Source organism: Paenibacillus sp. E222, from assembly GCF_013401555.1.
Classification (GTDB): domain Bacteria; phylum Bacillota; class Bacilli; order Paenibacillales; family Paenibacillaceae; genus Paenibacillus.
In genome coordinates, this window is sequence record NZ_CP058552.1 from 7372514 (window position 1) to 7395678 (window position 23165).

Here is a 23165-nt window from a genome sequence, read left to right on the forward strand (position 1 = left end):
CTCAATTGAACCTTCATTGTACAAAAGGGAACAACAGCTTCTGATTATCCATCCAGAACATATTGTCCGTACTGACCAATTTCGTTTCAAGCGTCACCCTCGCTTGCACCTGTTGATTGTTCAACCGTGCAACAGCCTGATTCACACCAAGATAACCTGCACTGAATCCGTTTTGCACGATCAAATGCTGAATTCTGCCTTCCTGTAACTGCTCTAACTGCTGCTGTTCACTGCCAAAACCCACAATCTTCACCTTGTTCCCATTGTTCTCTGACGTACGTCGGTTCAGTTCATCCGCTGCGCCCAGAGAAGCAGATTCCTGAAGTGCAATCAATCCGTCCACCTGCTGCTGGTCAAGCAGCTGCTTCGCCACCTGCCAGCAAGCATCCCGGGTGCTGCATACGGATTGGGCCTCCACATGAATGTCCGGGTATTGAGCCAGTGATTCCTCTACCCCTAGCTCCCGGTTAATCAGAACAGGATTTACAGGATCAGGACCAAGCAGGGCTATACGTCCTCGTCCTCCCAGAAGCACAGCCATGGCCTGACCCGCCTCCCGTCCAGCCTCAACGTTATCCATCGAGATAACACTTGTTATGCCTTTTACAGGAAATTCATCATTCAACAAAATCACGGGGATAACCACTCCGTTGGCATTTTGAGTCTGTGCTTTCTGGATGATGTCGCTGAGTGCCTTCTCACTCAAAGGATCGATTAACAGGGCCGATGCTCCCTGTTCCAGTGCCAGGGATACTGCATCCACCTGGGCTTGTTCACGCTCGCTTAGTGGATAAGTCCCATCTTGCAAGTGCTCTTGCTTGACCTTTCCCTGTCCTGCTGTGAAGTCGGGAATAGATGGCGCGTAAGTTAACCCCTCTGAGGGAAAAGCCTCCACCGTAATGAGCTCCGCTCCCGCTTCTTTCGCAGCCGCTTCGGCCCCAAGACGTATCGCTTCTGCGAGTTCTCCGGTTCCCGCTGGCGTAATCAGTGCAATACGCGGCGGCGATCCCGCCGGATCAGTGGACATACCACACGCCATACATAACAACAGGCAGCAAATCGCTGCTATCATGCCCGTATAACGAAGAGTAAGGATTCTCGGCCGTATGAATTCCACGTGAGTGCAGATTTTCATTTTCATAACCAGATGATGCGCAATCCATTCCGTTCTATTTCTATGGATCTTATTCGACCTGTTGGTTCGCTTGGTGAACATGCTGTTCCCTTTATTGTTCATCATGAGCATCGTCCTCCTCTCGTTCCGATTGGATCGGAATCCGAATCCAGACGGTTGTGCCTTCTTCCAGCTCACTCTCGAATTCAAGACCGTAAGCTTCGCCATAATAAAGCTGAATCCGATCATGTACATTGCGTACAGCAACACCTGATCCTGCACCACTTTTCACGATAGGACTGCCCATTAGAAGTTTTGACATCTGCTCTTCTGTCATGCCGACCCCATTATCCGTAATCCGAAATACCAGCTTGTCGTCCTCCCGGTATACACGAATCTCAATACATCCCTCGTCCATATGATATTCAATGCCATGCACGATCGCATTTTCAATGAGTGGCTGAAGCACCAGCTTAAGTGTCAGGCAGTCCAGCGTATCCTCATCCGCAGTCATGCTAAAATTGAATTTGCGCTTGAACCGCATCTGTTGAATCGTCAGGTAATGGTGTGCGTGCTCCAGTTCTTCCCTGACCGTAATAATCGTTTTGCCCTGACTGAGACTGATGCGAAACAATCGGGATAACGAAGTGATCATCGTAATGACTTCCTCATTCCGACTCATGCCCACCATGCGCACGACCGAATTCAACGTGTTGTACAGGAAATGCGGATTGATCTGAGCCTGCAAAGCCTCCAGTTCGAGCCGACGCTTCTGTTCCTGTTCATGAATGATTTCACTCATTAAAGTACGGATTTTATAGACCATCAGGTTAAAACGACGGGATAAACGTTCCACTTCCAGCGGCCCTTCGATGGGTAGCTCCACGTTAAAATCCCCTCGCTCCACAGCCTTCATCTTTCGCTCCATCCGCCGGATCGGACGTGTCAGACTGGAAGAGAGGAACAGCGAGACGAGGATAACCAGTACCAGCACAACCAGCAGCACCCGAATCAGATATCCATTGACCTCCTGACGAGTTGTCATAATCTCATCCAGATAGGCCACACCAACGATTTTCCATCCGATATTGGCGACAGACTTGACCGTATTCAACCTTTTCTGCCCGTCCGCCTCATCTTCATAACTGCCGGTTGCAACCAGTGCCTGTTCGATATTTTCGCTTTTGAGCCCCATGTACATTAATTGCTGCTGCGGATGGTAGACAATATTGCCTGCACTTTCGTCGATAATGTAGACGTATCCCCGCTGTCCCAGACTGACCCGGCGGCTCAGTTCGTCCATTTGTTTGAAGTTGATATCCACCAGCAGAATGACCTGCCGATCCTGACCATTTTGGCGTACGGTAATGCCTTTACTCATGGAAACGACCCATTTGTATGGGCCTGTGTACATGTTCTGAATATGAGGCAGCGAGAAACTAAGATGATCCGGCACTCGGAGCGCAGATTGAAACCACCCTTGCTGTGTCACATGGGCACTCGGCTTTAATTCGGCTGAAGGTCGGTTCTTGAGCAAATGCCCAGTTGAATCCAGCAAAGTAATAGAGATGATATCTTCGCGGCTGCTAAGCAGCGTGTCGAGCTGTTTGTCTACCTGATCTCCTTCCCACGTGCCGTCCCGCAGCATATGTTCTTCAATGGCTCGATACAGATGCGACATGCTGCGGACATAATCCTCCAGATTGTAACTGACCTGATCCACGATCTGTCTCGTCGTCAGCTCCGCACTTCGTTCCGCGGCCTGCGTGAATTTGTCATGAAGCAGCATCGCCATGATGGTCAGCACCAATACAATGAAGACAGAGAAGGACCACGTAATAATAAAGCGGATACTGCTGACTCTTGATGAACGCAGCCTGGACCGCAGCTTGAGCCAAAGGGATCTTATCCATCCGGCAAACGTTCTCATCGACTTGTGCCTTCACTAGCTGTTAGAGCAGTCTGTTTGCGATATTCTTTGGGCGAGACGCCGATATGTTTTTTGAAGCAAAAACTGAAATAATTCGGTTCCGCGAAGCCTACCTGCCCTGCAATCTCAAACGACTTCATCTCTGTGGATCGAAGTAATTCCTTCGCCGCCTCCATCCGGATCTGCATCAGATATTGCAGGAAGGTAAGCTGTACTTCTTTTTTGAAAATGCCACAAAAATAACCCGAGCTGATATGCAGATGCCCGCATACTTTCTGAATGGACAGATCCGGATCGGCGAAGTGTTCTTTGGTAAACGACAATGCCTGTTCCACAATATCCTTGTATACATGCTGCCTTCCGCTGGCAATGCGATGTTGTACGAGCAGACAAACCTCACGCACCTTACCTTGTGCCTCAGACAACCCAGGCAAACGGAACAAATCGGCATACAACTGGAACCCTGCTCCAAATATATCCTCCATGGCCTCGCCCGATGCCTGAGCTGCCTTCCAAACGTTTGTTAAAACTTCAATCAGATACAGTTGAATGTCACTTCGCCCATGCTCCACCGTAATTTCCCGGAAAATGATCTCCAGTGCATCCTCCAGCTCCGCCTGCGTGCCCGCTTTCAGACAACGTGTCAGCGTTTGCTGCTTCAACTCGTCAAAACGCAGTTTGCCCGCCGTCTGCCGCTCCACATCTGCAATATAGATAAGCGAATCAGTCCCCGGTACAAGCCGATAATCCAGAGCCAGTAGTGCATCCTCATAGGCATGCTTTACACCTGCCAATGTGTTCACGATCGAGCCCGATCCAACAGTAGCAGGGATACGCAGATAGTGATTGATGCTGCGCATTACATTTTCCAGCGCTTGCTGCTGTCGTTTCTCTCCATCTTCTCCACCCCACTGATCTACATAGAGCAGCACAATCGTCTCCTGATGCATAAAAGCATGTCCGGCCCCATGTTCCGTCCATACCTCTGCGGCAATGTTCAGCGCAGCGAACTGCTTTAGCTCCGCATCCGCGGATTGTTCTCCATCCATATGCAGAGTCAATACGGATACACCATAGCGTTCACCATGCAGATCCAGTCCGCATTGCTTTGCTTTGCCATGGATATATTCCGGTGATTTCTGCCGATGCAGCAAAGTTGCCATCAGGTCCGCCTGTAACAAGGGCAGGCTTGTATAATAATGGTCGCGCAGCTGCTGTACATCCTCTCGTTCGGCCACATCCGCCGCCATTTGCGCACGCAATCTTGTAAGCAGTTCTGTCAGATGTCCCGCCGAGAAAGGCTTCAGTAAATATTCATCCACACTCAGCGAGACCGCTTGCCGGGCGTAGTCGAATTCATCGTATCCGGTCAATATCACCACTTTCACAAGCGGATTGCGTTCCCGCAACCTTCGAGCAAGTTCAAGTCCATCCATAAATGGCATGCTGATATCCGTTACCACAATATCCGGCTCCACTCGTTCGGCCATCTCCAGTGCTTCACGTCCATTCTCCGCCAGACCCACTATGCGCAGATCGAGTGCTTCCCAATCTACCTCTACAACCAACCCTTCGCGTACATCCTCTTCATCATCCACCAGCAATACCCGGTACACGTCAGATTCCTCCTTTTATTTAAGGGGCCATAAGCCCAAGCAATAATGTATATGTCGATATGATTCAAGGTTGCCATCATAATATACAATATAAATTTAATTATGTAATCGCTTACTTTTAAGATGATAAGATTGATATAATAGGCGCTCACAAACGTAATATATGGTAAATTATTGAAAGGGGTTAATTATGAAATAGGATAGGAGTCTATTAACTGATGAATTACTTGAAATCCGGAATTTTAACGACCGGCATCGCCGCAATATTAATTTGCAGTGGTTCAATTACAGAGATGATTCGAACCGATCGATCTGAAGCATCCACCGAGTCTTCACGCTGGGAGAACCAACCTCAAGAACTTCAGGAGAAGTTAACAAAATCATGGATCAGAGGAATAGAGGCGATACGTAACACGCTGAATGAGAATAGTGAGGAGAATATAACTGAATGGAAACTGTTTTACAGCTTGGAGGATTCATTAAACACCCTTCCCGATAAAGATCACTCTTCATTCATCGCTGCCTATTATGGTAACAAACGAAGAACCATGCTGGAAACCGGGGATATCATGCCTGCCTTGCTTTTACATCCTGATCATACAAAGGCAATACTTTTTTGGGAAAAGCATGATGGAACCTACGCCATTATTACATTAGAATCGCAAATCAATGCAAGCAACAAGCCTGAATGGGATGTAAGTCATTCTTGGATAACCAAACAGCCCTCATCCACTTGAAGTGGGTCAGGGCATCATTGATCCTCATTGATCTTATATCCGTTCGTAATCCTCATAAAGAGTTCTGCATGTAATTTAATGCGTTTCCGTTTCTCCATCCTCTTCTGCTGATAAAGATAGGTTGGCATTTAACCCCTTCACATAAATCATCGTGGTATCCGGATTGATATGCCCCATCATTTCTGCCAAGCGATGCAGTGGTGTATGCTCGGCCATGGCGTATCCGAACCGATGACGCAGATCATGGGAACTTAGCCCTTCCAGACCGGCTGTAGTCATCACCCTTTTGATCAAATGGCGCAGCGCCCTCTCTGTTAAGCGATCACTGGTTTTCTCGGAAGGAAACAGGTAAGGACTATCTGGCGCGAGACCCTCCATGTACATCTTCAACAAAGAAATACATGTCATGTTCAGCGGAATTTTCCGTTGACCGTTTCGTTTATCGGCCCGCACGGTAAGTTGCCCGCTTCTTTTGCCCAATTCAATATCATCGGGAGCGAGATTGCATATCTCCATCGTTCGCATACCGGTATGAAACATGAGCGTTAGGATGGTCTGATCCCGAAGTGAGTTGCCATTTTCGACCGCAGATAGGAATGATCGTTCTTCCTCGGTGGTCATTCGGCGGGGGCTGACCTTGTCTTCCGGAATGAATTTCAAAGGTTTGGAAGGGTCACTGTTGATTTTGGATTCCGATGCAGCCCACTTGAAAAAACGCTTCAATGTAATCAGTCTGCGATTAATGGTAGATGGCTTCAGCTGCATCACCTGTTGTGAATCTTCACGGTAACGGACCAAAGTCGAGGTATGCACGTCTTCGATTCGAAAAGAAACTTCTTCACTCCGAGAATCGTTCGCCTTATACCATTCGATAAAATGCTTCAAATCACTCGCGTATTCCTTCAAGGTTTTGGGAGTCAATTCTCCCTCAATCGTAAGCATATGTATGAATTCCTGAACAACCATTTCCCCTTGTATCGAAGTACCAGAACTCTTATCCATTAGAAAAAACCTCCAAATCTTGACTTATATTAGCGGACATGGTATTATCATATTAATCGATACATTAGCGGACATCAAGTCTGTGGGTTTGAATATACCTGATTAGCGTTGATTTTTAAATTAGCCTTTTCAAAATGGTCGTTTAAAAACTTATTTTTTGGAGGAACTACATGCAAACAGGTACAGTGAAATGGTTTAACGCGGACAAAGGATTTGGCTTTATCGAAACTGAAGAAGGAACAGACGTATTCGTTCATTTCAGTGCAATTCAAGGCGACGGTTTCAAAACATTGGATGAAGGACAACGCGTCCAATTCGAAGTAACTCAAGGTAACCGTGGTCCACAGGCTGAGAACGTTACTAAAGTTTAATCATATTAAAGCTGCCTTGCACAAGGCAGCTTTTTGTTTTATTTCATCCAAAAACGAAAAGCGGAGGTATGACAAATGGATAAAGAACAATTGATCACAGAAGTAGCCAAAAACGGCGGATTCTCCAAAAAGAACGCTGAAAAGGCCGTAACGGTTGTACTGGATTCGATTTTGGAAGCTTTAAAAGAAGGCAAAGAGGTTCAACTGGTCGGATTCGGCAAATTCGAAGTACGTAATCGCGAAGCACGTATGGGTAAAAGCCGGAGAACTGGTAAGGAAATTCAACTTCCAGCAGGTAAAGTTCCCGTATTCACAGCAGGATTAACCATGAAAGAAGCTTTAAACTAAACAGCAACAACAGGATCGGAAAAGAGGTTTTTATTCAAACACACAACGAACATTTTGATGTAAATTTCGTATTTTCTACGGTTGATGATATCATTAACTTTTATTCCGGGAAGCAGACCAACCAGAGTAACGCGGAAGATCACACCCATTCAACACCCCCATCAACAGAGTCTGCACAGACGCCACAACCACCCACTCGCTAAAACGAACCTTTCATCTTGGACAATAAGAAGCCCTGTTCCGCTCAAAACGGTCCAGGGCTTGATTTGTGTATTTGTGTCAATCGAGCACCCAGGGAGAATGAATTTTGGGTACGTCATTGATTAATTGTTTAGTATAAGGATGCTCTGCATGGTGAATAACTTCCTCCGCTCTCCCCGCCTCCACCATTCGTCCATGCTCCATAATGCAAATCGTGTCGCTCACATAATACGCCAGACCCACGTCGTGCGTAATAAACACAATGGTCATGCGGTTCTCGTCACGCAGCTTGAGCAGCATATCCAGAATCGTTGAGCGCGAGCACGCGTCCACCATGGACGTTGGTTCATCGGCGATCAACACCTTAGGATGCAGCATGAAAATGCGGGCAATCATGAGCCGTTGCATCTGTCCACCGGACAGTTCAAACGGATATTTGTTGTATAACTCCTCGAACTTCAGGTTGACGAAGGAACAAGCTTCCTTCATTTTGGCATATTCCTCGTCCTTATTCAGCTTCAGCCCCTGAAGTTTGATACAGTCCACCAGCAGCTTTTCCACCCGGTGAAATACGTTGAACGAAGAGAACGGGTCCTGGAAAATGGCCTGGATATCCTTCCAATAGGCTTTACGCTCACGATACCGCTTCAGTTGTCTGGGCTTACCATCGTATTCGATCGCTCCACCCGTTTCCTTGAGCAAACCCATGATCATTTTCGCGAGTGTCGTCTTGCCGCTGCCGCTCTCTCCCACAATGGAGATAATCTCCCCTTCATGAAAATCAAAGCTCACATCGTCCACCGCTGCCTTTTTGCGATTGCCTGTACCGTACACCTTGGTCAGATGGCGGCCGCTGATCAGCACCTTTCCCATCGCCATACTATCTCACTCCTTTCGGGGAGCCTTGATCCGAACCCGTTACGCCCGGAAAGAATCATTTCATTGGTCTGCGATATCGTCTGTGTCAGCTCGAACATCTCGGACATCTTCTTTATTTAGGCCGCTTTCCTCCTGGTTTTGTTCACTCTCCTGGGACTCTTCGTTCACAGCCTCCTGCTCTACGTGACCGTCCTGCTCCTGCTCCCTGATCTGCTCCAGCATCTCGGGTGTCAGGAGACAGCGATATATGCGCCCATCGACATGAATGTTCTCAATTTTCCCCTGGCGGCACTCGTCGGTCACCAGTGTACATCGCTCTGCGAAGCGGCATCCTTCCGGCACATTCTTCAGATTTGGTGGTGCACCAGGAATGGCAGCTAGTTTGTGCTCCTTCATGCCCTCTTCCGGCACAATGATGGAACCCATCAGCTTGCGAGTGTACGGATGCAGCGGATTAAAAATCATCTGCTCTGCCGTGCCTCGTTCCACAATCTCTCCGGCATACATCACCATAATTTCATCCGTGACATGGTACAGCAGAGGCAGCTCATGCGTGATGAACACCAGTGATTTGATTACCTTGCGTTTCAACAAATCCTTCAACAGACGAATAACTGCCTTCTGAGAAGTTACGTCCAGAGCCGAAGTAGGTTCATCCGCAATAAGCACGTTAGGATTCAGAATCGTTGAGATGGCGATAACCGTTCGCTGCTTCATGCCGCCGGACAATTCATTTGGATACATATCCAGTACATCCGGCGACAGGTTCAGTGATTGGAAGCGCTCCGTAGCCATCTTCCGCACATCCGACCGTTTCATCTCCGGACGATGCTCCTTCATAATATCTTCAATAAACCTGATTATACGCAGCGTTGGGTTCAGTGCATTCATAGCGGCCTGCGGAATATAAGCAATTTCCTTGCCCAGAACGCGCGAACGAAGCTGCTCTTTGTTCAGCTGCATAATATCGGTACCATTAATGCGGATCGAACCACTGCCATAATGAAGCGGCGGGAAATAAAAGCCCATCAGGCTGAGCGCCAGCGTCGATTTGCCACAGCCCGATTCACCTGCAATGCCCAGCGTCTGCCCCTCTTTCAGTCCGAACTCCACCCCGTCGACGGCAAAGACGTTCTCCTTGAGCCGGGTACGGTAATAGGTTTTGAGACCGCTGACCTGAAGTATAGGTTGGTTCATGGTCTTAGCTCCTTATTTTCGGATTGAAAATTTCGTCCATGCCCGTATTCATCAGATAAAGCGAGAAGGTAATGACCGCAATCGCCAGCGCCGCAGGAATGAAAGCCCACCACGCCCCTGCTACTGGCGCTTCAAACACAAGTGCCCAGTTCATCAGAATGCCGAGCGAGATCGTATTATACGGCCCCAGGCCCAGCATGGAGATGGAAGCTTCGGACAGAATGCCCGATGCCGTCTGGAGCACAAAAGCCATCACCACATAAGACGCGATATACGGCAAAATCTCATGGATAATGATACGCGGCGTACTGTGTCCCGAAATTTTCGCAATGTGCACATGATCCCGGCTGCGCAGAGATGTCGTCTGGGCTCGCACAGCCCGGGCCGTCCAGGGCCAGCTGGTTATCCCGATAATGATCGCCGTCACCAGGGAACTGCGTGAATCAATGCTGACGGAGATCAAGATCAGAATAATGAATGAAGGAATAACGATAAAAATATTGGTAATTGCCGTCAGAAAGTTATCCAGCATTCCCCCGATATATCCAGACACCAGACCCATAACCAGACCAATAACGGTCGCAAACACACCTGCAATCAGCCCCACACGTATGGATGTCTGGATGCCATACATCAATTCAAGGAAAATGTCCCGTCCAAAATTGTCCGATCCTAGCAGCAGGCCATCACCAGGTGGCTGGAACGCCATCGCAATCATCTCGAGCGGATCACTGCGATTGATGAGCGGATAGATCGTAACCAAGAGCAGCATGCCGACAAAAGTCACCGCACCGATCATGAATTTGGGTGACTTCAGCAAAATAGAGATCGAATGCTTCATATCACTGTTCCTCCATTTGAGCGGCCTTGATGCGCGGGTCTATGAAGCCGTAGATGACATCAATGGTAAAGTTCGCAAGCAATACAGCAATGGCAATCAGCAGCGTACACCCCGAGATTAGTGGGTAATCCAGCTGCCTTATGGCCGTGAACAACCATGTGCCGATGCCCGGATAACTGAAGACAATCTCACAGATAAGTGATCCGCCGACCATCGTACCGATGGAGAGCGCAAGTCCCGTAATTTGCGGCAGCATGGCGTTACGGAACACATAACGCGCGATTCGGCCGTCGCGAATACCCAGCAGTTTGCTGTATAACACATAGTCTGAATTCAGCTCATAGATGGACATCTCCCGCATGCCAATGGCCTGACCACCAATGGTCACAAGCACGATGGAGAGGAACGGCAAGGTATGATGGCGAACCACCGACATGATGAAGTCGAAGCTCAGCTGCGGCACCATCTGGAAGTCATATCCCCCTGATAAAGGGAACCATTTCAGTGATAACGCAAAGACATACAGCATAATAATTGCCAGAGTAAAAAAAGGAATGGAATTGATAAATAACGCTACCGGAAACAGCACTTTATCAAAAACACCCTTCCGGTACGCTGCAATCGCACCGAGCAAATTGCCAATCAGCCAGCCGACCAGGATGGCCGGAAGTTGAAGCCCCACCGTCCAAGGGACGGCGGAGGCCAGAATGTCCGTCACAGGTTTCGGATACAGTCCAAAGGACGTGCCCAGATTACCTGTGAACAGATTTTTTAAATAAATGCCGAATTGGGTCCATAGCGGCTGATCAATGCCGAATTCCACCGTAAATGTCTCATACACCCGCTTGATGGAATCCGAGTCGGTCATCCCTGACGTCATTTTGGAAGCAATCATGCTCACCGGGTTACCTTCTATCAGTCTTGGCAAAATAAAATTCAGTCCGATGGCGATGACCAGGGTCAGGCCGTACCAGAATACTTTTTTGGCGACATATCTGGAATAGGCATTCATAGGATTTAGCACCCCCGAGTTTAGCGGATAAGGGCCTTATGTCTGAAGTGACGGTTCACTTCATCGCGTCCTGATTCAATATGAGTTCCTTAATTGTGAATCTGATACAATGCCTTAATACCTGCACCGTCCATCGAGATTTGCGGCGGAATGTTGGTGCCATCTCCTTCGGTCGGGAAACCTTTCCAGACTGATTCGTTCACGGTGTCAAATACCCATGGTCTGTACATCAGCGGAATGGAAGGGATATCTTTCAGCCAGATGGTATTCAGTTCGGTATACAGTGACTTCAGCTTCGCCTCGTCAGACACAGATGGAATCTCTTCAATAATGGCGTCTGCGCGGTCATTCTGGTAACGTCCCCAGTTCCAGAATGCCATCTCACCCATTGGGGCAACCCCTTTGGAGTACATGATCGTCATCGCACGGTTCCATGGCTGGCTTGGGCTGACCCCGCCTGCAGGTGTGTTCATGATGATGTCGAATTTGCCGGTTTGCAGATCATTGGTCCATACCGGGGATTCCGGGAATTTGGTGCGAATTTCAATTCCTATGGCCTTGGCGCTCTGCGCTACGATCTCCAGGGCAGCGTTCCAGTCAGACCAGCCGTAAGGACATTCAACCTCGAAAGGTCCAAGGCGTGTGCCGTTAAGAACACGGATGCCGTCTTTGCCTTTCGTCGCTCCAATCTTGTCGAGCAGCGCATTGGCTCCTTCAATATCCATCGTCCATTGCAACGACTTGATGGCATCCTGGTCAATATATTTGGACTCGGCGTCTGAGTTCAAGGTCAGAGAAGGCTGCATTGGTGCGGAATATCCGCTCATGGCCAGCTCCGAGATTTTGTCATAGTTAATGCTCATGGCTATTGCACGGCGAACGTCAGCATTATCCAGTCCGGCTTTGGACAGATTGAAGAAAATGCTTGGCATGGAACCGGGTAGATAATACGGTGCATCCTTCAGATACGTTTTGACAGCAGCCCCGCCTTCCCACATCTTCCACACTTGAGGGATAAACTGCTGGGAGACGTCCACTTGCCCACTTTTGAACGCCAGATCACCTGCGGCATTATCCTTGTAGATCACGTGAGTGATGTACTTCGGTGCAGGCAGCTTGCCGAACAATTTCTGTCCCCAGTAGTTGTCGTCACGGACAATCGTAATTTTCTGGTCGTTGTAAAAGTGAAGCTTATAGGCTCCGGTTCCCACCGGATTATCATTAACCTCTTTGCGAATCGCGGTCAGATCATTATTGTTCTTCTTCTCGATCTCTTCCCAGATATGCTTCGGCAGCATCGGGATCAGTTCAATGCTGTCCAGTACGGTCAGCTTGTTAGGGTTATCGGGGTTCAGCTTAATTTCCACAGCTTGCTCTCCATCCGCTTTCACTTCACTGATGTAGGTCCAGAAGCTGCTCCAGTTGATATCGTATTTTTTGCCCAGTTCATAGGTATATACAACATCATCTGCCGTAAAAGCCGTTCCGTCGCTCCACTTCGCATCCGCATTCAGCTCGATACGCAGAGTGGTTTCATCTGTCCATTCATACGACTTGCCCAAGAGCGGTTCAAGACCGCCGTCCAGCTGGTTCACCATGAACAACGTCTCGTACACCAGTTCCCTGGAGTTGCCGTAATTCACTGGAAATGCGGGATTTCCGCTCAACAGATTGAAGTTGGTTGGTGGCCCCCATTGCAGCCCGTTGATATACAAGGTCTCATTACGTGGTGTTTCCTTGTTGGTCTGTGGTGCAGGTTCGTTCTGGGTTGTCGTGGTGGGTGTATCCACCGTCCCTTGTGGTTCACTTACAGATGGTGGCTGAACACTTTGGCAACCGGCAAACAATGTGACCGACATGAACAGAGCGACGAGCGGTGTGGCAGCTCTTTTAAATCGCATTCTGAACCCCTCCGTGAATTCATATTGATGTTATTGGAAGCGCTTACTTAAAGTTATTCTATGACTTATCTCACACCAAACATTCCATCTCTTTTCTCAATTTTGAGACATTATTTATACGGACACACGAAATAACCAACTCCGCAAGAAGCAGCTGGTTATTTGCTGAATTATGATTGATTATTACTCCCCATTAGATCAAGAACGGTTTACTTGACGAATCCATTACGAATGGCAAAGACGACCGCCTGTGTGCGGTCTTCCACCTGAATTTTTTGCAAAATACGATGCACATGCGTCTTGACTGTACTCTCTCCGATAAAAAGCTTGCGAGCAATCTCCTCATTCCGTAATCCATAGGCCATCTGCTGCAAAACCTCCAATTCCCGTCCGGTAAACGGTTCCGGCAATGCTTCATATGCTACTGTTTCCTTCACCGAATCCGAATGACTCGGGGTTGAACGAATGGCGAGACCGATCACCTTGGCTGCCACAGCCGTGCGGTAGATCGCCTCCCCCCGGTATGCAGCACGAACCGCATCAACGAGTTCGTTCGGCGCCGCATCCTTAAGCAGGTAACCGACAGCTCCGGCACGTATTCCTTTGTACACATAATCCTCATGATCGAATGTGGTCAGGATCACCACTTTGCAGTCAGGCAGTATCTTCATTAGCTCCGCTGTCGCTTTCAGTCCGTCTCCTGCTTCCATCTGCACATCCATCAATACGACATGTGGACGAACCTCTGCTGCCAGACGGACTGCTTCATGTCCCCCGCCCGCTTCGCCTACCACTTCCATATCCTGCTGTGCATTAATAATAAAACGTAAACCATGCCGGACCAGATGCTGGTCATCTACGAGGAGTACACGTATTTCCTGTATGTCCTGCTCCATTACTGTTCATCACCTCCCATAATCTCCTTCACATCTTGAGGAATGGTAAGGGTTAACCTCATTCCATGTGGATCGACTGCATCAATCGATAAGGAACCGCCTGCCCTTTCGCATCTTGCTCTCATACTTGATAGTCCGAAACCGGGAGAGATCGGATTTTCTTTGCGATACATTCCGTTATCCTCCACAATCATATGCAGCTGCTGCTCCTTCTCCAGGATGTTCACCTTCACTTGCGAAGCCTGGGCATGACGAATAATATTCGTTAACGCCTCCTGAAGTACACGATACAATAATTCGGACGTTTCTGGCGTCCAATGACTCGTCTGCTCTTGGGGAGTGAGTTTGATCGTAAAACCTGCCATCTCCCGTATCTCATTCACCAGACTCGTCAAGGCGACCAGCCCGAGGCCTGCTTCATTGCTGCCCATCTGATGAGCAACGGTCCGAACCTCCTGGAGACATTGTCTGACTACTTCAAGCACCGTCCCCATCGCTTTGTCCGCTTCTGCTGCGTCCATCTTCATCATATACGGCAATGCCTGAAGCTGAACAATAATGGAGGTCAATCGGTTGCCAACACTGTCGTGCAAATCCATCGAGATCCGGCTTCGTTCTTCAAGTACGGCATACTGCATCAATCGCACGGTAGCCTGCTCCAACTCCTGATGTGTATCCTGAAGCTCCCGATGGGCATGTGTCAGTTCAGCGTGCATCTTCTGCAATTCCTCATAATGTCGTTTGCTGTCCTGTCTGCTTTCCCGTCTGATTCTCGCAGCCCAGCATAGAATATAGGTTCCAGCGTGAGCCATCGAATACACCAGAATCTGATTGGGTTCGTATTGATCCACATAGAGCAGCGCCGCATTCCCGATGATGATAATGATGCCAAGCAACGAAGAACGATGGATGGGCAATTTCAGCGCAGTATATCCGATGAGATAAAAGGTTAATTCAAAGATACGATACTCGGCCTGGAAGAACTGGGCATAGAGCAGCGTCACCATCCAAATCGCCAATATCCCTAACGTTCGCATCCGCTCATTTCGAAGTGACTGCGGAACCCAAACCAACATAAGGTAGGGCAGCCTTACGATCAGTCCTACACTCAACTCGACCCACGCCAATTCTTTGAAGGGCTCGATCAGACTGTAAAGCAGCAGCACCGTTAAAATAATATCTGCTATATGATCCAGTACCACCTTTTGAATCTGCATCCATTTCGAATCGTTCTGCATAGCTTTCCTTTCTAATCCTAAAGTTTGAAACGATTATACACCTCTGCCTTGAAAACGCTGGATTTTGGCATACAGAAAATAGCGCCGGGCAACGATGCTTCCCAGAGGCAGAAACAACAAAGCACTGCTCAGTGAAACCACCGTATGATGCACATCCCATTGGCTGGCGAGCTGTCTCAGCACCATAACCACGATCAGGAGCAAGCTGCTCGCCAGCGATCCCCTGGACATCAATTTACCTGTAGTTGGATGGACTCGAAGCTGCTCCAGATGTACCCGCCACGCACCAATCCCGCAACCGATGAGGAGAAAAACAATATATAACAGGATATTGCCTACTGTTAATGGTGTATTTACTACGCTCGAAAGCACCCAATACGCAATGATTGCTGGAAAGACCCATAAACGGGATGTCTTCACTTCCTTCTCCCTTAAAGATAACAATAGAACAATGACGGCTATTATCACAAGATTCATCATGTTTGTTTCCTCACCTTCTTCACGTGTTCTCTGATCTACAATCAGTGTAGCCGAATTCAGCGGGAGTTAAGTCCACCTGCGGATGGATTGGCTCAATTCATCTTTTCCATCCAGGGGTTTAGCTTGGGATACGCAACCCTCTCCTCCGGCAGAACAAAACAGCTGCGCTGTCCTGAATGGACAGTGCAGCTGTTTTGGAGTTTAGCTTTAAAGTTGTTTTCTTCTACCAACTGTTCAAAATGTACCTGCAAGCTGTTCACTTCCCGAGTCCATGATAAACAGGCAGATACCCCGCAGTGCTGCATTTCCCCGCTTAGGGCAAAGTCGTGCTGAGTTGTATGTCCATGCTCAAGGTCAGTCAGGCAAAATAAAAAACTGGCTCCGTAAGGAACCAGCCATAGTCTCGTTTTTGCACATTAATTCTCGTACACCAACCTACTTGCTCTTCAAAAGCTCACGCAATGTCTGCCGATCATATGTAGAGACCAGTCGTTCCAAATGAGTGTCCAACCACACCTCATCCTGATCCCACCATTTTAGTTCCAGCAGCAAAGCAATGATCTCGTCGTCAAAGCGCTTTTTGATCGGCTTGGCCGGATTGCCACCCCCGATGGTGTAAGGCTCGATATCCTTGGTGACTGTCGCATTGGAAGCAACGATGGCACCGTCTCCAATCGTGACACCCGGCATGATGGTTACATTTTGACCAATCCAGACGTCATTCCCCAATACAGTGTCTCCCTTAAAAGGCAGCTGATCCAGCGTAGGGGTCACTCTCTCCCAACCACCACCAAAAATATTGAAGGGATAGGTCGTCATGCCCTCCATCCGATGATTGGCACCATTCATAATGAATGTCACGCCTTCGGCAATTGCACAAAACTTACCGATCACCAGACGATCACCCAGGAAATCATAATGATGCTGAATGCGGTCATAAAATTGCTCGGGTGGACGACTGTTGTCACTATAGTACGTATAATCACCGATCAGCACATTAGAGCGCGGCGGCAAATTTTGAATGTAACAAACGGTACGAATATTGTCGTTAGGGAAAAGTTTTGTTTTATCGGGAGCCATATATATTCCCTCCTTTTCCACCATTGTAACAGATATTAGATTTTAAACGGACGGAGTTCTATCTATCACTCTTACCGTTTGGTTGTTCATTTCTTTATACACAAAGTAATCGAAATCAGCGTGTTTACGGGTCCCGCCAAGATCCTGCACACAGAGACCGATATAGGTACCGGTAAACCGGATATATTCCGGAGATTCATCAGACAGATGTGTGATATCAAGCCACCCGCTTACCCGACACCAGGATGGATCATCATCTAACGCATAGTAAAAGCAGGCACGATCGTGATTGACCACAACCTTTAAGCGGATTTTGTTCACTGATTCTAACGGAATATCCTCCAGCAGCAGTTCGTCGTATATCCCGTACCTGGACTGAATAATGCCCAAGCACAATCCCTTCTCTTCATGACAAGTAACCCGTAAATAAAGATAGTCTTTGGTATCGTAGTACAGAATCAGTCCTGCCATTTGCTGTGGATGGTCCGGCGCAAATTCCAGACAAGTTTCAGCTTCACACTCAAACGCCTGCAATCTCCGGGCGACCATGCTCTGCCTGTGCGTCGAACTCATAGACTCCATTCCGTGCAAGCGCAAGTAACCGGGACGTTCTGTCAGGCTGAGCCAAGTCGGATCGGGTGGTATACGAAGTGTATTCCAATCGTTCTGAAGCTCGAATTGATCAAAGTGGTCCATTTCTGCTGCTGGTTCAAATGGATGTGCCGTGATCTTCGGTGCGGGCACCTGAACCTCTGGATAACGATCTCCACTCGCAAGCCTCAGCCAGCCGTCCTCGCTCCAAGTGCACTGCTGAAGCGCCGTCTCGCGTCCAAGTATGCAATATTTTTGATTGATGGGCCGCCCGACCAGATGAGCCATGTACCACTCGCCGGTGTGCGTTTCGACGAGGCTGCCGTGACCGGCCTTTTGCAGATCTAGTTCCGGCCTGCCGTATGAAGTGAGGATGGGACTATCAGGATCGACCTCATAAGGGCCTTGTAACGTACGGGAACGTGAAACCGTAACCGCATGCTCATAACCGGTTCCCCCTTCAGCCGTTATTAAATAATAATAGTCCTTGTGCTTATACAGATGCGGCGCTTCCGTCAGTCCTAGTTCCGTTCCTTTAAATATGTTAACTGCAGGCCCGACCATCTGTTGTTCTCGGACAGAATATTCCTGAAGAACGATGCCTGCAAACCGGTTTTTACCCTTACGATGATCCCAGATCATATTGACCAGCCACTTCCGTCCGTCTTCATCATGAAATAAGGAAGGATCAAAACCGCTGCTGTTCAGATACACCGGTTCGGACCAGGGCCCTTCAATATCTGTTGCTGTCACAAGGTAATTGTGGGTATCTTTAAAAGCGCCTACCCGGCTTTTGACATCTGTGTAGATTAGGTAAAATAAACCGTTGTCATAGCTAAGGCAGGGTGCCCATACACCGCCGGAGTTAATGTTGCCCTCCATGTTCAATTGCGTTACACGGGTCAGTGGAGAAGCGATCGGCCGCCAATGAACCAGATCCCTTGAATGTTGTATCCGAACACCAGGGAACCATTCAAAGGTGGAGGTGGCGATATAATAATCTTCCCCCGCCCTGCATATAGACGGATCGGGATGAAAACCGCGAAGAATGGGGTTCGTGATCATATTCATGTAAGAAACCTCCGGTATGAAAGTAATGATAGGTAATCAACAAAGGTTGATTTCAATACCAGCCTAACGCTTTTTTACCAGCTTCCAAGGCGGTTATGATCCGCTCTACATCGTACACATTTCCTCTCCATGTCCCACCGCTGACGGATTGCAGCGCAGCCCACAGCCGGGTATCATCCGGCAGAGCTTCATCAGGTCGCATATCCGGATGGAAAGACCTTTGTGCCAGAGTAAGAGCACCTTCTTCCGGTGAAACCTCCGTCTCTCCTTCTCCGACAAAGTTAATGCTGCCCTCCAGTGTATTGCGATCCACGACGATGTCAATTAAGTCTCCGTTCCGTAGCTTGCCAATCGGTCCGCCTGCCAGTCCTTCGGGTCCAACATGGCCAATACACGCTCCGGTGGAAACACCAGAAAACCGGGCATCGGTAATGAGGGACACGTATTTACCAAAAGACAAATGCTTGAGCGCAGACGTCAGCTGGTACGTCTCTTCCATGCCGGTCCCCGTTGGACCTCGTCCGAGAAGCACAACAACGTCGCCAGCCAGAATACCGCCAGTCTTAATCGCATGGATCGCCTCACGCTCGGTGGTAAACACCTTGGCTCTGCCACGATGACGATATACGCCATGCTCATCCAGCACAGCAGGGTCAATAGATGTGGATTTGATCACAGAACCTTCAGGAGCGATATTCCCGGTTGGAAATGTCACGGTCGAAGAAATTCCAAGACGCTGCGAGTGTTCCATACTCATGATGACACTGTCCGGATCAATGCCATCCTGCTCTTTCAATTGCTTCCGCATGAGATGACGGCGTTCTGACGATTCCCACCAATCAAGCACTTGACCCAATGACGTACCTGTAACTGTCGGTACAGACTCATCCAGCAGGCCGAGCTGTCTGAGGTGGAGCATGACCTCCGGTACGCCTCCTGCCTGAAAAACCCGGATGGTCGGGTAGAAGATCGGTCCGTTCGGCAGGGCACTAACCAGTCTCGGAACATTTTTGTTGACCTGTATCCAGTCCTGTACCGCAGGCACGGTTAAACTAGCCGCATGAGCAATAGCCGGTATGTGAAGAAGCAGATTGGTTGAACCGCCAAACGCAGCATGAACGGTCATGGCATTGCGAATCGACGCTTCTGTGACAATGTCCGCCATCTTCATCCCCTGGGATTCCATGTGGATCAGTGCGCGTGCGGATTGGCGCGCCATTTCGATCCAGATGGGCTGCCCGGAAGGTGCAAGCGCGGCATGCGGCACCGTCATGCCCATGGCCTCAGCTACGACCTGGGCTGTTGCCGCAGTACCTAGAAACTGACAGCCTCCTCCAGGTGTAGCGCAAGCCCGACATCCTAAATCCGATGCCATTTCCAGAGAGATTTCCCCGTTGACGTATCGTGCGCCGATGGTCTGAATTTTACCCGCGTCCTCTCCATCTATAGGCGGAAGTGTGACGCCACCGGGAACGATTACGCCAGGCAATTGCGGCATACCGGCAAGCGCGAGCATCATCGCTGGCAGACCTTTGTCACACGTTGCGACACCAAGCACGCCTTTACGCGTCGGCAGGGAGCGAATCAGTCGGCGAAACACCATAGCGGCATCGTTACGGTAGGGAAGCGAGTCGAACATTCCGGTCGTTCCCTGTGATCTACCGTCACACGGATCGCTGACATATCCGGCAAACGGGATTCCTCCCCGGCTTGACAGCTCTTCTGCAGCAGCCTTCATCAGCAGGCCGACCTCCCAGTGGCCCGTATGGTAACCAAGTGCTGCCGGGCTGCCGTCCTCATTGCGTATGCCGCCTTGTGTACTTAAGATCAGAAACTGTTTACCGTTCAATTCCCCGGGTTTCCAGCCCATTCCAACATTTTGAGACATGCCGAACAAGTCGCCGCTTGGAGCATTTCGCAGCAAATCATCCGTTAAAGGAAGACTTCCGGCAGCCCCTGGAGCATGTGCTATGATATCGAAGCAGTTGGATGCCGTCTCCCCCATAATCGACGTAATCTGTTCGTACATGGTAGCCTCCCAATGTTTATGACTTCACGAAGACGGTTTTGATGGCGGTGAAAAACTCGATAGCCGCTTGGCCCTGTTCCCTGGAATGCGAGCTAGACATCTTCATTCCACCGAACGGAGCCTGCAGCTCTACGCCAGCCGTTTCCGCATTGATTCTGACCAATCCTGCATCCATATCCCGGATGAAAGACAGCATAGCTCCAACATTTTGAGTATAAATGGAAGCACTTAAACCATAATCGGTGTCATTAGCCACCTCTATAGCTTCTTCCAGGGAATCCACTGGCATTAAAGCAAGTACCGGGCCGAAGATTTCTTCCCGGGCGATGGACATGTGCGATTCGACACCTTCAAATACGGTCGGCTGGACATAAAATCCCTCTGCAAGCCCCGGGTCGTCCGGTCTTTTTCCACCTGCCAGCAGAACGGCACCTTCGTCCTGTCCTTTTTGAATATAGCTCAGCACGGTGTTGAGCTGTCCTTCGTTTGCACATGGACCCATCCAGCTGCCGGAAGCCATGCCATCACCCAGTCGGATTTCCTGAATTTGCGAGAGGAGCTTTTCTTTAAAGGCGTCATATATTTTTCGTTCAATAATGACCTTGCTGGTGGCCGTGCATTTTTGACCAGTCGATTTCAAGCCACCGCTGATGGTGGCCTCAACAGCCAAATCCAGATCAGCGTCTGCCGCGATGATAATCGGGTTCTTCCCACCCATTTCAAGTTGATACTTGGCCCCTCGTGCCAGTGCTGCTGCGCCGACGCGCTTTCCCACTTCATTGGAACCCGTGAATGTAATTCCGCCCACATCCGGATGCTCTGCAAGCGCATTTCCGATCACCGAGCCTCTGCCACATACCAGATTAAGAACGCCTGCCGGAATACCCGCCTCTTCAAAACATTCCATTATTTTAGCCGCAGTAACTGCCGTTTCCTGTGCCGGTTTTAACACAACGGTATTGCCGTAAATCAAGGCCGGAGCCGTCTTCCAAATCGGAATCGCTACAGGAAAATTCCACGGAGCAATAACGCCCACAACACCAAGCGGGACGCGGGTCGTAAACATCAGCGCTTCGCTGTCCGTCGAAGGAATAACATCGCCTGTTTTGCGCATGCCTTCTCCTGCGTAATACCTTAAGATCGCGACACCGCGCATCGTCTCTCCTTTGGCTTCAGGAAGGGTTTTGCCCATTTCCCTGGTCATCGCTTCCGCAACCTCATCGGCCCGGCGTTCCAGGACGTTTGCGGCCTGAAATAGATAGTTACCACGCTCCGCACCGGTTAACCTCCGCCAATCCTTGGCTGCTGCCTTCGCCGCTGCAACAGCCTGGTTCAGATCCTCTACGCCGGAAGTGGGGACGTAGCCGACTACCTCCTTCCGATTCGCCGGATTAATACTCGGTTCGGTCTCACCGGTTGTGGCCTTCACCCATTCTCCGTTAATGTAATTGCTGTATGTCTGCTCTACCTGAAATGTGGTCATCGCATTCATCCTCCTTATAAACTAGTTTGAAATGACTGGATTGATGAGTGTCCCGATATCGCTAATAGATATTTCAATACGGTCCCCAGGTTCAAGTGTAAAATCATTGGGTGGTACGATGCTTGTGCCTGTCAAAAGCACCGTACCGTCAAACAAATCGTTATCCCTAGCCAGAAAGGAAACCAGCTCATCCAGCTTTCGGTTTAATTCACTCGTGCTCGCCTCACTCTTGACAACCACTTCCCCTTCGCGATAGATCTGGCAGACGATGCTGAACGCATACGGATTCTGCACCGTTTCCGCTAGTCGAATGGCCGGACCTATGGAGCAGGAATTGCGCCACATTTTTGCTTGTGGCAGATACAGCGGGTTTTCCCCTTCGATATCACGGCAGCTCATGTCATTGCCAACGATGTATCCCACAATGCTGCCATCCGCGGCAAGCACCAATCCAAGCTCAGGCTCCGGGATCTGCCAATTGGAATCGCTGCGAAGCGTGACTGCCTCATGCGGTCCAACGGTGCGGGCAGCTGTGGATTTAAAAAAGATCTCCGGTCTTTCTGCATCATAAACCTTATCGTAAAAAGTCTTCACATCCAGCTTGCCATCCGTGGCTTCATAATTTCGCGCTTCGCGGCTGCGCTGATATGTTACACCCGCCGCCCATACTTCCGGAGCTTCCAATGGAGTGGTTAGATGCAGGGAAGTCCAATCGTCAGTCAGCTCGTTCAACGGCTTAAGAGCGCTTTCAATAAGTTGGACTGGAGAAATTCCCTGCTCTCTTGCTTGATAGATCAAAGTCATAAAATCGGCTTGCGGCAAACGATACGCTTTTTCATCATCCGTAACGGCTGCCAGCCACTTCTGTTGTCCATCCAGAAATCGAATAATTCTCATTCAAGCTTGCCCCCATTCTCCCCCATCGGGTTGATAATACTACCATAGCACCAGCTATGGTTCATGACGATGCTCTAATCACTCCGACGATTTACCCTTTTCACGCATTCTTTTTCTGTTAAGATGGATCTATATCAGTTGAACTAAAGATGATTTACACGGACACTCCGATGACAGAATAACCTTCCAATCACTGTTATCCCCAGATTTTTTTGATTCCCTCTTCACAAGGGGAAAATCCGGTGATAAAG

20 protein-coding genes are annotated in these 23165 nt (G+C 49.1%); 3 read left to right on the plus strand and 17 right to left on the minus strand.

Translation table 11 applies throughout. The features are described 5' to 3' along the window. Positions 1–13: 13 nt before the first annotated feature. From HW560_RS32900 to HW560_RS32910, 3 genes are read right to left on the minus strand one after another with little or no spacing between them, the layout of a single operon-like run. Positions 14–1240: a substrate-binding domain-containing protein gene (locus HW560_RS32900; RefSeq protein ID WP_257031554.1), complete on the minus strand. Its 1227-nt coding sequence runs from the start codon at positions 1238–1240 to the stop codon at positions 14–16. Then, a complete protein-coding gene (locus tag HW560_RS32905) occupies positions 1227–3044 on the minus strand; it encodes a cache domain-containing sensor histidine kinase (RefSeq protein ID WP_090893855.1) in 1818 nt (605 codons plus the stop codon). Before HW560_RS32905 ends, HW560_RS32900 begins: the two co-directional genes overlap by 14 nt. Then, a complete protein-coding gene (locus HW560_RS32910; protein ID WP_179265652.1) occupies positions 3041–4660 on the minus strand; it encodes a response regulator in 1620 nt (539 codons plus the stop codon). Before HW560_RS32910 ends, HW560_RS32905 begins: the two co-directional genes overlap by 4 nt. A 218-nt stretch (positions 4661–4878) precedes the next feature. On the opposite strand from HW560_RS32910, the gene HW560_RS32915 reads away from it, so the two are divergent. Further along, positions 4879–5397 carry a hypothetical protein gene (locus tag HW560_RS32915; protein WP_179265653.1) on the plus strand — a complete coding sequence of 173 codons (519 nt, stop codon included), beginning with the start codon at positions 4879–4881 and terminating at the stop codon, positions 5395–5397. Positions 5398–5472: 75 nt separating this feature from the next. Here HW560_RS32915 and HW560_RS32920 read toward each other — a convergent pair whose 3' ends face one another. Then, positions 5473–6399 carry a tyrosine-type recombinase/integrase gene (locus tag HW560_RS32920; protein ID WP_179265654.1) on the minus strand — a complete coding sequence of 309 codons (927 nt, stop codon included), beginning with the start codon at positions 6397–6399 and terminating at the stop codon, positions 5473–5475. Between the two features lie 170 nt (positions 6400–6569). Between HW560_RS32920 and HW560_RS32925 the strand changes: the two genes are divergently transcribed. Together HW560_RS32925 and HW560_RS32930 are read left to right on the plus strand one after the other, a co-directional pair. Further along, positions 6570–6770 (plus strand): cold-shock protein, encoded by a 201-nt coding sequence (locus HW560_RS32925; RefSeq protein WP_062320808.1) that lies wholly within the window; start codon positions 6570–6572, stop codon positions 6768–6770. Between the two features lie 75 nt (positions 6771–6845). After that, positions 6846–7118, plus strand: a complete 273-nt coding sequence (locus HW560_RS32930) for an HU family DNA-binding protein (protein WP_053783990.1) — start codon at positions 6846–6848, stop codon at positions 7116–7118. Between the two features lie 279 nt (positions 7119–7397). On the opposite strand, the gene HW560_RS32935 is transcribed toward HW560_RS32930, so the two are convergent. The 13 genes from HW560_RS32935 to HW560_RS32995 form a co-directional block, all read right to left on the minus strand. Next, positions 7398–8198, minus strand: coding sequence for an ABC transporter ATP-binding protein (locus HW560_RS32935; RefSeq protein WP_062320810.1), 801 nt, complete (start codon positions 8196–8198; stop codon positions 7398–7400). A gap of 60 nt (positions 8199–8258) precedes the next feature. Further along, on the minus strand, positions 8259–9395 hold the full coding sequence (locus tag HW560_RS32940; RefSeq protein WP_179265655.1) for an ABC transporter ATP-binding protein: 1137 nt from the start codon (positions 9393–9395) through the stop codon (positions 8259–8261). A 4-nt stretch (positions 9396–9399) separates the two neighbouring features. Then, complete coding sequence (locus HW560_RS32945; protein ID WP_090893845.1) at positions 9400–10236, minus strand: ABC transporter permease; 837 nt, start codon at positions 10234–10236, stop codon at positions 9400–9402. Between the two features lies 1 nt (position 10237). After that, positions 10238–11248 carry an ABC transporter permease gene (locus HW560_RS32950; RefSeq protein WP_079349874.1) on the minus strand — a complete coding sequence of 337 codons (1011 nt, stop codon included), beginning with the start codon at positions 11246–11248 and terminating at the stop codon, positions 10238–10240. An 89-nt stretch (positions 11249–11337) separates the two neighbouring features. Further along, positions 11338–13149 (minus strand): ABC transporter substrate-binding protein, encoded by a 1812-nt coding sequence (locus tag HW560_RS32955; protein WP_179265656.1) that lies wholly within the window; start codon positions 13147–13149, stop codon positions 11338–11340. Positions 13150–13358: 209 nt separating this feature from the next. Further along, entirely contained in the window at positions 13359–14045 is a 687-nt protein-coding gene (locus tag HW560_RS32960; protein ID WP_090893841.1) for a response regulator transcription factor, read from the minus strand. After that, on the minus strand, positions 14045–15283 hold the full coding sequence (locus tag HW560_RS32965; RefSeq protein WP_179265657.1) for a sensor histidine kinase: 1239 nt from the start codon (positions 15281–15283) through the stop codon (positions 14045–14047). Before HW560_RS32965 ends, HW560_RS32960 begins: the two co-directional genes overlap by 1 nt. A 33-nt stretch (positions 15284–15316) precedes the next feature. Further along, positions 15317–15763 (minus strand): hypothetical protein, encoded by a 447-nt coding sequence (locus HW560_RS32970; protein WP_179265658.1) that lies wholly within the window; start codon positions 15761–15763, stop codon positions 15317–15319. A gap of 435 nt (positions 15764–16198) precedes the next feature. Next, the gene (locus tag HW560_RS32975) at positions 16199–16843 is read right to left on the minus strand and encodes a CatB-related O-acetyltransferase (RefSeq protein ID WP_179265659.1); all 645 of its coding nucleotides are present in this window, start codon (positions 16841–16843) and stop codon (positions 16199–16201) included. 42 nt (positions 16844–16885) lie between these two features. Further along, positions 16886–18505: a glycoside hydrolase family 43 protein gene (locus tag HW560_RS32980; protein ID WP_090893834.1), complete on the minus strand. Its 1620-nt coding sequence runs from the start codon at positions 18503–18505 to the stop codon at positions 16886–16888. A 52-nt stretch (positions 18506–18557) separates the two neighbouring features. After that, positions 18558–20534 (minus strand): YjhG/YagF family D-xylonate dehydratase, encoded by a 1977-nt coding sequence (locus tag HW560_RS32985; RefSeq protein WP_306459225.1) that lies wholly within the window; start codon positions 20532–20534, stop codon positions 18558–18560. Between the two features lie 16 nt (positions 20535–20550). Then, the gene (gene gucD, locus HW560_RS32990; RefSeq protein ID WP_179265660.1) at positions 20551–22017 is read right to left on the minus strand and encodes an alpha-ketoglutaric semialdehyde dehydrogenase GucD; all 1467 of its coding nucleotides are present in this window, start codon (positions 22015–22017) and stop codon (positions 20551–20553) included. 21 nt (positions 22018–22038) lie between these two features. Further along, on the minus strand, positions 22039–22914 hold the full coding sequence (locus HW560_RS32995) for a fumarylacetoacetate hydrolase family protein (RefSeq protein WP_090893827.1): 876 nt from the start codon (positions 22912–22914) through the stop codon (positions 22039–22041). Between the last annotated feature and the right edge of the window lie 251 nt (positions 22915–23165).